Genomic DNA, 13,079 nt, shown 5'->3' on the forward strand with positions numbered 1-13,079 from the left:
AGCAGCTGTTTTTCCATATAAAGGAGGACAATCGAGTGTTAAAAAAACCGACAATGAAAGACAATCTGATAGGTTACGGATTTCTAGCACCAGCATTGCTGTTACTGACCATTTTTCTAATTATCCCCGTAATCATGGTAATTTATTATGCTTTTACTGATTACTATCTACTAACACCAGATGCTAGACAGTTTATCGGCTTGGAAAATTTCAAGCGGCTGTTCGACGATCCAATTTTTGTAAAAAGTATTTGGAATACGGCTAAATTTGTTGTTTGGATTATTCCGGTCCAGTTGGGAGCCGCTTTAGGAATGGCACTTATTATCAATAAAAAGCGTAAGGGAAATATATTTTTTAAAGTAGCCTTTTTTGCACCAGTTGTGATGTCTTTAGTCGTTATTTCGATTTTATGGCTGTACCTGTTAAACCCTAACGAAGGCTTAATCAATACCTTATTTGCAAAGATTGGAATTGCTTCGCAGCCTTTTTTGACTAGCCCGAAACAAGCAATGTATACGATTGTTTTCGTATCAGCATGGCAAGGCGCAGGATATCAGATGTTGCTGTTTTTAGGTGGGATGCAAAATATTCCTCAAGATGTTTACGAAGCAGCAGAAATTGACGGTTTTTCTAAATTTCAGCAATTTCGTTATATTACCATGCCCTTATTGAAGCCAACTGCAATTTTTATTCTTCTTACAACTTTAATTTCAGCATTTAAGCTGATTATTCAACCGATGGTAATGACTCAAGGAGGCCCGATGAATTCTACCATGACGATGGTGTATTACATTTACCAAACTGGTTTTACTGACCGGATGGTAGGCTATTCCAGCTCTATTGCGTTAATCTTTACCACTATGATTGGTTTAATCACAATTGCTCAAAGAAAATTGGTGAAGGAGGATGATCCAGCATGACCAAGAAATTTGGACCGTTAATGATTGTAGAATATTTCTTGCTGTTCCTTTTGGCAGCATTATTCATTTTCCCAATGCTGTGGATGGTGGTTTCTTCTATGAAGCCGGAAGCAGATGTATATCAAAATTTAGCTTCTTTCAAAGCTTTTTTACCTAGCCTTAATCCAGCTAACTGGTTTAAAACGTATCAAGATGTCATTTCCCGTTTTAGCGTAGGTACTTATTTATTAAACAGTATTTTTTATGGATTAACCTTTGCCTGTGGTTCGATTATTGTCAACTCCTTAGCGGGTTTTGCCTTTGCTAAGGTTAATTTTTCAGGTAAGAAAATTATTTTTGGGGCTCTTTTAGCCTTACTAATTGTACCAATGGAGACGGTTTTGATTCCACAATTTACTATTGTTAACTCACTAGGTTTGGTCAATACTCGTCTGGCAGTAATTTTGCCGGCGATGGCCAGCGCTTTTAATATCTATTTGTTTAGAAATTTCTTTATCGCTATTCCAGAAGAAATCATAGAATCAGCGAAATTAGATGGAGCAAGTATTGTTAAAGTGTTCTTTCATATCATGCTGCCAATGTCAAAACCAGCTATAGCAACAGTAGGTGTCTTATCATTTATCTCAAGCTGGAATGATTATATCTGGCCTTTGATGGTCTTAACTGACAGCAGCAAATTTTCAATGCAAGTGGCAATTACCACTATTAATACTACACAGCCGGTTTATATCAATCAGGTGATGGCTGTTTTAACAATTTCAACGATTCCACTGATTATTGTCTATATCGTCGCACAAAAATATATTCTGCAGGGACTTGGCGGTTCTGGGACAGGAATAAAATAGGAGAGAATACTCAATGCTGCAAAGACTTTCAAAAGCTAACGAATTCATTAAAAATAATGCGCCGTTAGTCAATCCAGAATACCGGAATAAATTTCATTTAATGGCTCCGATTGGCTGGATCAATGATCCTAATGGCTTTGTTTATTATCAAGAAGAATATCATTTGTTTTATCAATATTACCCTTACGACAGTATTTGGGGGCCAATGCATTGGGGGCATGCCAAAAGCAAAGATTTGATTCATTGGGAGCATCTGCCAGTAGCCTTAGCTCCAGGAGAAAGCTATGACAAGGACGGATGTTTTTCTGGTAGTGCCATAGAAAAGGATGGCAAGTTGTATTTGATTTATACAGGACACAATGTTGTGGATGGACATGTCCGACAGGTTCAGTGTCTGGCGGTTTCTGAGGATGGTGTTCACTTTGAGAAATATGCTGGAAATCCGATAATTGCAGAAGATCAAGTAGCCTCTGTTGCAACAACTGAAGATTTTCGAGATCCCAAAGTGTTTCAACGCCAGGAGGATTATTTCACTGTAGTCGCTACTAAAACTTCGGATGATCGTGGACAAATAGTAATGTTTCATTCCAAGGATTTACTCACTTGGGAGTTTTATTCTGTGTTGCTGGAAGGAACTCCGGAACAAGGTATTGTATGGGAGTGCCCAGATTTGTTTGAAATAGATGGTAAAGAAGTCTTAATTATTTCTCCGATTCAAATGCTCGCACAAGGGAATTCTTACCAAAACACTAACTCAACTGTCGCTTTTGTCGGTACCGTCGATTGGCAAGCAGGTAAATTTCAAGTAGAAAATTTCCACGAGATTGATGGAGGCCTAGACTTCTATGCACCTCAAACATGTGAAAATGAAGCTGGACAGAGAATTATGACCGCTTGGATGCAAATGTGGCAGCGGAAAATGCCTACAAATGATTTAGGACATGGTTGGTCGGGGTCTATGACCTTACCTAGAGAGCTGAGAGTAACTGATAATCAACTAGTGCAAAGACCAATTTCAACAATCTATCAAGTAATTGATGAGCAGGAGAGTATTGAGAAGGCTAAAACAGAGAAGAATTTGTTTTTACTGAAGGATTTGGTTTACGATCAGCATTATTTACGCTTGGAAATTAACCTAAAACTGGCAACGAAGTTAGAGCTTCAATACGCAAAAGGGGCAGAGCATACATTATTACTGAGTTATGATGTTGAGCAGGAGTACTTTACTGTTTCCAGAGAACAAATGCCTTACGATTTACCAGGAGCTGAAAGCGAAGTATTGAAAAAGCGTAGTATGACTGTTCCTCTGGAAAACAATTACCTAACCATCGAAATTTTCCGTGATACTTCAGCTGTTGAGATTTTTTTAAATGATCGTCTGACCATGAGTATGACTTTTTATGAGACAGAAAAAGGGCATGATTTTCTTTTACAAGCAGATAGTGAAGTAACTTTTTCATTAGAAAGCGGCTTAATTAATTTATAGAAGGGAGTGAACAATAATGATTTATGGCTCAATCGAAGCTGGTGGCACGAAATTTGTTTGCTCAGTCGCCGATCAGGAATTAGAAATTATTGAACGCCAGAGCTTTCCTACGACAACTCCGAAAGAAACGATAGGTTTAGTGAACGGCTTTTTCAAAGAATATGCCGCAGAATTAGTTGGAATTGGTGTGGGCTCGTTTGGTCCCATTGATATTCATCGAGATTCACCAACTTATGGTTACATTACGTCCACTCCAAAGCTGGCCTGGCAAAATTTTGATTTTGTCGGAACAATAAAAGAATCTTTTCAAGTGCCAATCGCTTGGACGACAGACGTAAACGCAGCGGCCTATGGTGAATATTTATTTGGTAACGGCAGCGGTCTATCCAGTGCTGTGTATTATACGATCGGAACAGGGATTGGTGGTGGCGCTATATTTGATGGCCAGTTTGTTGAAGGCTTCAGCCATCCCGAAATGGGACATATGCTAATTCAACCACATCCGAAAGACTCTTTTGCAGGGGTTTGTCCTTACCATGGCAATTGTCTAGAGGGAGTGGCCTCGGGTCCCGCCATTGAAAAGAGGGCTGGAAAAAAGGGGCAGGAGCTGGATGAAGAAGATGAGCATTGGGAGTTGATCGCTTATTATCTTGCCCAATGTGCATACAATACCACACTCATGCTTTCACCTGATGTCATAATTTTCGGTGGAGGAGTCATGAAACAGCAGCATGTGTTAAACAAAATAAAAACAGCATTTAAGCAGCTTTTAAATGACTACGTAGAAGTTCCAGACTTGGATCATTATTTGGTCACTCCGAAATTAGAGGATAATGCAGGAACTTACGGTTGTCTGGCATTAGCAAAAGAACATCAGCTGCATTCGTAATAGAAAAAGAAATGGGTGAACACATATGACAGAACTAAGCTTAAACCATATTCATAAAAAATATGATAATGCTGAAACGTATTCGGTGACGGATTTTAATTTGAAGATCAACGATAAAGAATTTATTGTTTTTGTCGGTCCATCAGGGTGCGGGAAGTCCACGACATTAAGGATGATCGCAGGGTTAGAAGACATTTCGGAAGGGGATTTCACGATCGATGGTCGGCGTATGAATGACGTTGCACCAAAGGATCGAGACATAGCCATGGTTTTTCAAAATTATGCTTTATATCCACATATGACAGTCTTCGATAACATGGCTTTTGGATTAAAGCTGCGTAAATATGATAAAACAGAAATCAAAAATCGCGTAGAAAATGCAGCGGATATTTTGGGTTTGTCGGAATATCTGTATCGAAAACCGGCAGCATTGTCTGGAGGACAACGCCAACGTGTCGCTTTAGGAAGAGCAATCGTTCGAGATGCCCGCGTCTTTTTAATGGATGAACCGTTATCCAATTTAGATGCGAAATTAAGAGTGTCAATGCGTGCTGAGATTGCCAAATTGCACCAGCGTTTGGGGACTACGACTATCTATGTTACACATGATCAAACTGAGGCGATGACTATGGCCGATAGAATTGTAATTATGAAAGATGGTGTAATCCAGCAAGTCGGTACACCACAAGAGGTATATAATGCCCCTAATAATGTTTTTGTAGCGGGCTTTATCGGCTCGCCAGCAATGAATTTCTTTACTGTAACATTAAAGGATGGGATATTAACTAATAATCAAGGTTTAAGTCTCACAATTCCTGAAGGTAAAAATAAAGTCTTGAAAGAAAAAGGTTATGAAGGCAAAGAGGTTATATTCGGTATCCGTCCCGAGGACATTCACGGTGAACAAATCGCTCTCGATGCAGCTCCTCAAGCAACGGTTCGTGCCAAAGTAGTGGTTTCAGAATTGCTAGGTGCCGAAACGATGCTCTATTCAGTCATTGGTGACACAGAATTTGTTGCAAAAGTTGATGCACGAAACTTCCACGAGCCTGGAACGTACTTAGATCTAGCATTTGATTTAAATAAGGGGAACTTTTTCGATAAAGCAACAGAATCGGTTATCAATTTACCATAAAAGGTGACTCCGATGCACTAGAGAAATTTTTTAGCGCTTGGAACTAAGTGTTAAATCTGGAACAAGCAAATACATTTGATTATTTTAGATTAACACTCTGTATAAACATTTATTGTTACGATAAAGCCCGATTATCACTATAGAAGTGATCGGGTTTTTTTAGTGTGGAAATATTCTATCCTGAGCTTGCTTATCAAAGAAAAATATTATAAATCGGCAAATAATCCTCCTATTACCAATGATAGAAAGGATTTGCTATCGACATTTTGCTCAAAAGGAAATAGATTGGATAGAAGAAGCTGTGACAAAATAATAGAGTGTAGGTGAAGATAAATGGAAATCAACCAGATGATCAAAAGTAAGAGAAAGGAACATAAGCTGACGCAAGAACAGCTGGCAGAAAAAATATTTGTCTCTAAAAAGACCATTTCCAATTGGGAAACAGGGAAGACAACGCCAGATATTGACAGCTTGATTCGTCTGGCTCGATTATTCAATTTGTCTTTAGATACTATATTATTGGAGGAATCGACCATCGTGAAAGATATTCGAAGAAAGACCGCAGTTAGTAAAAGTCTCATATTATTCATTATTCCTTTTTTAGCAAATCTGTTGATACTGTTTAAACAATTGGTACTGCTTCATCAATCGCAGAATAATTTTCCAAATGTATTTCTAATTTTCTGCTGCCTATTTGCCAATCTGCTGCCGTTGACTTATTACTATTTAAAGATGAATAGGAATAAGTATAAAAACAGATACAAGCCGTATTTCTACTTGGCAATCGGTTGGACGGCATTATTCATGTTAGTTTGGTTAGCTGTAGTATTGTTGTTAGGCTTTTTGCGTTAAATTTTTGACACAAAAAGCCTAGCTTTTTTGCTGTTTACGAATGCTGATATACCAACGTTTATAAATAGAGAAAGTAGAGTGAATTAAATATCGGTTTCATTTGTTTATCCTCGTCCGCAATTGTCCTGCGATCTCACCCAAATATCGCCCCCATTTTATTAAAAAAATAAGTCATGTGAAAATAGATACATATTTTTATGGTTCTCAAAAACAAATTAGCCTCTCTTTTTTTGTTTTTGCGGACCATATCTTTATTTGACGAATCATGTGAAAATTAGTCTTAGGAGGAGATAAACGATGTTGAAAAAAGCTGTAACAACAAAATTTTTATATGATATCGGCGCATTGGCAATTGTCCGAGCAGAAACAATTGAAAGAGCTAGTGAAATTGCAGAAGGCTGTATGGCAGGAGGTATTCCGATTATGGAAATGAGCTTCACCTTAAATAATGCGGGTGAAATTATTCGGAAATTGAAAGAAAAATATGGTGTTTCTCTGTGTGTTGGTGCTGGAACCGTTCTGGATTCTGAAACGGCTAGGCACGCTATTTTAGAAGGGGCAGATTTTATCATTTCTCCCACTTTTAATGAAGGAGTATCTCATATTTGTAACCGTTATCAAATTCCTTATGCGCCTGGCTGTACTAGTTTTTCTGAGGCAGTAGAAGGATTGACTGAAGGAGCAGCTTTTATTAAGGCTTTCCCTATTTCAGATTTTTATGGACATCAGCTGGTGAAAGTATTTAAGACACCTTTGCCTGATATGCCGATATTAGCAAGTGGCGGAATCACATTAGAGAACTTGGAACAGTGGCTACAAAACGGGGTTGATGTGTGTGGCTTCGGTTCTCTTCTGACTAAAGGAACCTCAAAGGAAATTGAAGAGAATGCAAGAAAGATTTCAGCGATTATAAAAGAATACAGATAGAAAGAGGAAGAAAAAATGATTGCACTAACAAGAGTAGATTTCCGGTTGATTCATGGACAGGTAATTACACGGTGGTTGAAGCAGTGTGATATTAATGAAATTGTCACTGTTGATACAGCATTAAGCAAGGATACATTTATGCAGGATGTGTTTAAGATGGCAGCACCAAAAGGCGTTCGAATCAGAGTATTGTCTTCTGATCAAGCAGTAGAAGTCCAGCAGAAAGGAGAACTAGAGAAAAATCGAGTGCTGCTACTGTTTAAGAGTGTGAAGGAGCTTAGTGAAACAGTTAATAAAGGATTGGCTTTAAAAGAGGTTCAAATTGGGGGCTTAGGTGGTGGACCTGGCAGAAAAGCAGTGAACAACGCGATTACATTAGATAGAACAGATGCAGATTTACTTTTGGAATTAGAAAAACAAGGAATTGCTATCTATTTCCAAACCACACCAGATTACCCATCTGAAACACTAAAAAATGCGGTCGCGAAATTATAAATAGAAAAGGAGATTATTATGGTAGTCCAATCAGCATTAGTAGGTCTTATTTATTGGATTGCAATGGGAAGAGCACAGTATTTCTTTTCCTTTGCATTTAGGAAGCCAGTTGTGTTGGGTGTGTTTATTGGTTTGGTTTTTGGTGATGTTCAGCAGGGGCTTTTGTATGGAGCGACGATTCAATTGATTTACATGGGTGGAATTGAGGCTGGGGGAAATATTCCTAGTGATCAGGCCTTGGCAGCTTGTATTGCGATTCCAGCAGCTATGTTAAGTAATTTAGATGCCAATGCAGCGGTTGCGCTAGCGGTTCCGTTTGGAGTCTTAGGTGTATTGATTAATAACGTTAGACGGACCTTTAACTCTTTTTATAATACGCGAGCAGATAAGCTGATTGAGGAAGAAAAATATGATCAGTTGTCATTGTTCTCATTTATGATTCCTTGGCTAACCAATGGAGTACTTTATTTTACACCTGTTTTTATCGCTACCCTCTTTGGGGCAAACGTTGTAAAAGCGTTTATTAATGTCATTCCTGAGTGGCTGATGAATGGGTTATCGAATGCAGGAGCCATGCTTCCGGCTTTAGGTTTTGCCTTGACTCTTGTTGTAATGGGGAAGAAACAATATTTGCCATTTTTCGTTTTAGGGTTCTTCCTTTATTCTGTAATGGGCTTCTCAATGCTGACAGGGGCAGTATTTGCTGTATGTATTGCCATGATTAGTTCATTGTTTAAACAAAATTCTGATGAGGAGGAATATGCGTGAGCGAAGCAAGTACAGTATCAGATAAGAGAGTTACTCGGATAGATCTGCTGAAGGCCTGGTGGAAGTGGACGTTGGCAGTTGAGGTACCTGTCAGCTTTGACCGGATGCAAGCTTTGGCTTTTAGTTATTCAGTGAATAAAATTTTGCGTAAGGTTTATAGGAATGATCCTGATGGGTTACAAGAGGCAATGAAACGGCATGTGCAAATGTTCAATACTAACTGTAATTGGGGCAGTGTCATTCACGGAATCATTATCTCCTTAGAAGAACAACGAGCGATGGGGAATGAAGAAATCACGCCTGAAGTGATGGAATCATTGAAAATTGGATTGATGGGACCGTTAGCAGGGATTGGCGATAGTGTCGACCAGGGGATTGTTGCAACGATTCCATTGGCTATCTTTGTTCCAATGGCATTGGATGGATCGGTAATTGCTGCGTTTATTCCAGCTCTGATTTACTTGATATGGTCTTATGGTTGGTCATGGTTCCTATTCAATAAAGGTTATACCTTGGGGAAGAATTCAGTAATGAACATTTTGCAGTCAGGAGCAATCAAGAAGGTTATTGATATTGCCAGTATCGTAGGCTTATTCATGATAGGTTGCTTATCTGCTGCTTATGTCAAGTTTTCTACAATATTGGAGTTTGCCAACAATGCTGAAAAGGTTTCGGTGCAAGAGATTTTGGATGGGATGCTGCCAAACTTGCTGCCGTTTTGTTTAGTCATGGCAATGTATTTTTACATTATTAAAAAGGGACCGAAGTATTTAAACATTATCTTGGTTACTATGGCTTTTGCGATTTTACTGACGTTCTTAGGGATTATATAAAGGAGTTGTGAAATGAATGTATTAATAACCCCACGAGGTTTTGCGGCTTATGGGCAATCAGAGATTGAAAAAATGCGGTCATATGGCTTAAAGGTTCATTACAATGATACAGGATTGGCCTATTCAGATGAAGAATTTTTAGCGCTGGCTAAAAATGCAGACGCTATTATCGTTGGTGTGGATATCATGGATAAAAGAGTGCTTGATCAATGTCCTAAGTTAAAAGTGATTTGTAAATTTGGAGTGGGGACAGATAATATTGATGTTGCTTACGCAGAAAGCAAGAACATTTATGTGGGAAGAACAATCGGTTCAAACTCAAATGCTGTTGCTGAACATGTGATGAGCATGATTTATTGCGAAGCTAAAAATCTATGGCCTACTATTCGTGGAGTCAAAAATCACCAGTGGCAAAAGCCAACAGGCTATGAAATTAGTGGAAAAACTTTAGGAATCGTTGGTTTTGGAGCAATCGGCAAGTATTTAGCTAAACAAGCAGTAGGCGTAGGGATGACTGTACAAGTAAACGATGTTTTCGATATTTCAACCGAAGTATTAGACGAGTACCAAGTTGAAAAAGTCGATTTGGATCATTTGCTGAAAAGTTCAGACTATATCTCACTACACCTACCACTAATTAATAATACCAAAAATATGATTTCTGTAAATGAATTTCAGATGATGAAGAAGACAGCCTGCTTAGTTAATGCTGCTAGAGGCGGTATTGTTGATGAAAAAGCGTTGTATGAGGCATTGATCTCAGGTGAAATTCGGAGTGCATGCTTTGATGTCTTCAGTCAGGAACCTCCTGCTGATAAAGAGCCGCTGTTAGCTCTGGATAACTTCTTGTTAACCTCCCATACGGCTGCTCGAACAGTTGAATCAGAAAAAAGAACCTGTGCATACTCGACAGAGATTGTTATGGAAAAATTACGTGTTTTATAGGAGAAGCAGATATGGCTAAATTGAACATTATTGTAGCAACCCACGGACGGTTCGGTGAAGAACTAGTGAACTCAGCAGAAATGATTGCCGGAGCCACGGAAAATGTGTATACCCTTTCTCTATTGCCTGAAAAATCCTTTGAAGATTTTTATCAAGAAGCTACGGCGCTTTTTGCTGAGCTTGAGGGACCAACAATTGCTTTGGTTGACTTGTTTGGTGGAACGCCATCAAATGTATTAACTGTTTTAACTCAGAAATATGAGCATAAAGTACTAAGCGGATTGAATCTGCCCTTGTTTATTGATCTGTATATGAGAGGAACCATGGCAGAAATGATTGATCTAGATGAGTTGGTTAAAGACAGCTTTACGGTATTTAATGAAAGCCTTGTGCTGACAAACGAACGGTTAGAAGACAGATAGGAGAAAGATGTGTGTTTGAAGGAATTATTACCCCAATTGTGACTCCTTTCCATCGAGATACAGAGGAATCACTAAACATCGATGCAATGAAAAATTTGGTAGACCACTTAATCGACAAAGGAGTGTCAGGAATTTTCCCCTTAGGAAGCAACGGAGAATTTCATGTAATAAACAATGAAGAAAAAATGCAGTTTACAAAAGAGGTTATTACTCATGTAAATAAGCGAGTCCCTGTATACGTAGGAACAGGTGCTTGTTCAACGAAAGAAACCATCGAGCTGTCTAAAAAAGCTGAGGAATTGGGAGCGGATGTTTTGTCTGTTATTACTCCGTATTTCATCAGACCATCAGAAGATGAATTAATCGCTCATTATACAAGAGTGGCGGAAAGCGTCAAGCTTCCCATTCTTTTATACAATATTCCGAAAAATACAGGGATAAATATTTCCAAAAGAGTATTGAAGGAATTGGCAAAAATTGACAATATTCAAGGAATAAAAGACAGCAGCGGCGAAATTGACAATCTAGCGGGATATATCGAAATTGCCAAAGGGACACAATTGAAAGTATTAGTCGGCTCAGATTCGAAAATTTTAGCAGGCTATCAGTTAGGCGCAACTGGAGCCATTGCTGGGACCAGCAATTTAATCACAGAAATACTTGTGGGATTAGATGCTGCTTATAGAGCAGGAGATCTGTCAAAAGCTGAACAGCTGCAGCAGGAAATTGAAGAATTAAGAAGTGTATTAAAATTAGGAACTGTTCCAGTTATATTAAAACGTTCAGTAGAGCTGGCAGGTATAGCAGAGGTTGGACCTACCAGAGGACCTGTAATGGAACCAAATTCAGAAACAGATCAGAGAATTAAGGCAATGCTGTCTTATTATCAGATCTAAACAATAACAGGTAGTTGGCGATAGTTTGAACGTTGAATGCAAAGTAGTCAATAAATTTTATGGTATAGTTATTTTAAAATAGAATTTTTGGTGATCAAAATGAAATTGGATCAAATTTTTAGGGAATTCATTCATGTAGTTCAGGAAAATCCCGACTATGTTATTGGTCTGTTAAATGAAAAAGGTAAAATAGTATTCTGCAGTTTGGAAGAAAAAATTGGCGACCAAGTAGCAATAAATGAAACTAATCCCAGTATTAGGATTTATGAAATCCTTGTGTCTAACAAGAAGTATGGCTACTTGTGGATCAACGGACCTGAGCAAGCAATCAATGTAGTAGGGAATATTTTGTTTGATTCCTTGAAAACACGCATTCAGTATGAGCTGAATCAGCAATCCGCAAAGGAAAGTCTTTCTGTGGATGATCAGCTGATTAAGGAATTTTTGAGGGAAGAACGTACAAATTATCGTTATACCGAAGATTTGATGAAAAAGATTAAGTTTGACAGTACACTCCCGCGCATTCCTATCTGCATAATCAACGAGGAAGGCTTTGACAACGAGGAGATTACAGGGCTTAAATATAAAATCAATGATCGCAGTACAATTTATTCACTATTGAATACGCGTTATTTATTGATTTTTAAGTCGATTCCTAAAAAAATTGCGGAAAGAAAAGTTTTAGATTATGTTGAGACATTTATTAATGAATTGATAGAATGGGGCCTATCTGATTGCTATTATGCAGTCGGCTCTATTCAATCAGACACTGATTTATACAATTTTAGCTACAATAATTGCTTATGGTTAAAGGAAAATGTTTCTATGGAGAAGGACCAGCCAATTTATTTTGAAGACAATCTCTTTTCCTACTTTGCTTCAAAATCATCTAGGAGAATTACCTCCAATGTATTCGATTATTACAAAAGAAAAGCTGATCAGATTGATGTGGATGAGTTTATCCAAGTGATTGAGCAACTCTATTTAAATGATTTTAGTGTGAAAAAAACTGCTGAGAAGCTGTTTTTACACAAGAATACATTACTGTACAAAATAAAACGGTATGAAGAAATATTTCATTTAGACATTCGAGGCAGCTTTCAAGGGAAATTATTAGTCTATTTTTTAGCTGATTTTTTCAAAAATGACAAAAGTAGAAAGCAAGTAGGTGAAAAGTAGATGAGTGTAAAGATCAAATTGGTTCGTGTTGACAACCGCTTGCTGCATGCAACGGTAGCTTTAAACTGGAATAGCTTCGTGAACGCAAATTTCATTGCAGTTGTAGATCCTTCTCACATTGATGATCCTTTTCTTGCGAAAGTTCTACAGCTTAGTTTTCCAAAGAAAAACGGGGTAGGGATTTTTTCTGTTGAACAGCTGATCATTTTTTTGGAAAAGGATCGAGAAGAAAAATGCAATTTAATGATCATCTTCAAAAATCTGGAAGTGTTGAGAGAGGCTGTAGAAAAGGGTTTTGTAATAGCGGAAGTTCAACTTCCTTATCCAGCTAGCCGTGTAATGATCAAACAGTTAGATGCTTATTTCAGCCCAGAGGAAATTGAACATATCCGATATATTCAAGAAAAGGGAACAAAGTTTTTCTTACAAACTGCACCTCATGATTCAAAGGACTATTCTATCTTTAAACAATAAAGAGGAAAGAATG

Annotated in this window: 15 protein-coding genes; all 15 read left to right on the forward strand. The window is 38.1% G+C overall.

The genetic code is table 11. From position 1 onward, the window contains the following. The first annotated feature begins 53 nt into the window (after window positions 1-53). The 15 genes from IGI49_RS16095 (at window position 54) to IGI49_RS16165 (ending at window position 13,066) form a co-directional block, all read left to right on the forward strand. On the forward strand, window positions 54-920 hold the full coding sequence (locus IGI49_RS16095; protein WP_429964933.1) for a carbohydrate ABC transporter permease: 867 nt from the start codon (window positions 54-56) through the stop codon (window positions 918-920). Beyond that, a complete protein-coding gene (locus tag IGI49_RS16100; protein WP_207700581.1) occupies window positions 917-1,765 on the forward strand; it encodes a carbohydrate ABC transporter permease in 849 nt (282 codons plus the stop codon). The genes IGI49_RS16095 and IGI49_RS16100 overlap by 4 nt, the downstream gene beginning before the upstream one ends. A gap of 13 nt (window positions 1,766-1,778) precedes the next feature. Beyond that, window positions 1,779-3,251, forward strand: a complete 1,473-nt coding sequence (locus IGI49_RS16105; RefSeq protein ID WP_429962493.1) for a glycoside hydrolase family 32 protein — start codon at window positions 1,779-1,781, stop codon at window positions 3,249-3,251. Between the two features lie 16 nt (window positions 3,252-3,267). Next, a complete protein-coding gene (locus IGI49_RS16110; protein WP_429962494.1) occupies window positions 3,268-4,140 on the forward strand; it encodes an ROK family protein in 873 nt (290 codons plus the stop codon). 25 nt (window positions 4,141-4,165) lie between these two features. Further along, window positions 4,166-5,275 carry an ABC transporter ATP-binding protein gene (locus IGI49_RS16115; RefSeq protein WP_429962495.1) on the forward strand — a complete coding sequence of 370 codons (1,110 nt, stop codon included), beginning with the start codon at window positions 4,166-4,168 and terminating at the stop codon, window positions 5,273-5,275. Window positions 5,276-5,608: 333 nt separating this feature from the next. Further along, window positions 5,609-6,127 (forward strand): helix-turn-helix domain-containing protein, encoded by a 519-nt coding sequence (locus IGI49_RS16120; protein ID WP_429962496.1) that lies wholly within the window; start codon window positions 5,609-5,611, stop codon window positions 6,125-6,127. A gap of 297 nt (window positions 6,128-6,424) precedes the next feature. After that, on the forward strand, window positions 6,425-7,054 hold the full coding sequence (locus tag IGI49_RS16125) for a ketohydroxyglutarate aldolase (RefSeq protein WP_429962497.1): 630 nt from the start codon (window positions 6,425-6,427) through the stop codon (window positions 7,052-7,054). 15 nt (window positions 7,055-7,069) lie between these two features. Further along, window positions 7,070-7,549, forward strand: a complete 480-nt coding sequence (locus IGI49_RS16130) for a PTS system mannose/fructose/N-acetylgalactosamine-transporter subunit IIB (RefSeq protein WP_207700587.1) — start codon at window positions 7,070-7,072, stop codon at window positions 7,547-7,549. An 18-nt stretch (window positions 7,550-7,567) separates the two neighbouring features. Then, window positions 7,568-8,317, forward strand: coding sequence for a PTS mannose/fructose/sorbose/N-acetylgalactosamine transporter subunit IIC (locus tag IGI49_RS16135; protein ID WP_207700588.1), 750 nt, complete (start codon window positions 7,568-7,570; stop codon window positions 8,315-8,317). After that, window positions 8,314-9,150 (forward strand): PTS system mannose/fructose/sorbose family transporter subunit IID, encoded by an 837-nt coding sequence (locus IGI49_RS16140; protein WP_429962498.1) that lies wholly within the window; start codon window positions 8,314-8,316, stop codon window positions 9,148-9,150. Before IGI49_RS16135 ends, IGI49_RS16140 begins: the two co-directional genes overlap by 4 nt. Window positions 9,151-9,162: 12 nt before the next feature. Beyond that, window positions 9,163-10,095, forward strand: a complete 933-nt coding sequence (locus tag IGI49_RS16145) for a phosphoglycerate dehydrogenase (protein ID WP_429962499.1) — start codon at window positions 9,163-9,165, stop codon at window positions 10,093-10,095. Between the two features lie 11 nt (window positions 10,096-10,106). Then, window positions 10,107-10,517, forward strand: coding sequence for a PTS sugar transporter subunit IIA (locus IGI49_RS16150; RefSeq protein ID WP_429962500.1), 411 nt, complete (start codon window positions 10,107-10,109; stop codon window positions 10,515-10,517). An 11-nt stretch (window positions 10,518-10,528) separates the two neighbouring features. After that, window positions 10,529-11,413: a 4-hydroxy-tetrahydrodipicolinate synthase gene (dapA, locus tag IGI49_RS16155; protein WP_429962501.1), complete on the forward strand. Its 885-nt coding sequence runs from the start codon at window positions 10,529-10,531 to the stop codon at window positions 11,411-11,413. Window positions 11,414-11,512: 99 nt separating this feature from the next. Then, window positions 11,513-12,592 carry a PucR family transcriptional regulator gene (locus IGI49_RS16160; protein WP_429962502.1) on the forward strand — a complete coding sequence of 360 codons (1,080 nt, stop codon included), beginning with the start codon at window positions 11,513-11,515 and terminating at the stop codon, window positions 12,590-12,592. Continuing rightward, window positions 12,593-13,066, forward strand: a complete 474-nt coding sequence (locus IGI49_RS16165; protein WP_429962503.1) for a PTS sugar transporter subunit IIB — start codon at window positions 12,593-12,595, stop codon at window positions 13,064-13,066. It abuts the gene before it with no gap. Window positions 13,067-13,079 lie beyond the last annotated feature (13 nt).

It is taken from the genome of Enterococcus sp. AZ071 (assembly GCF_050499065.1).
GTDB lineage: Bacteria > Bacillota > Bacilli > Lactobacillales > Enterococcaceae > Enterococcus_A > Enterococcus_A ferrettii.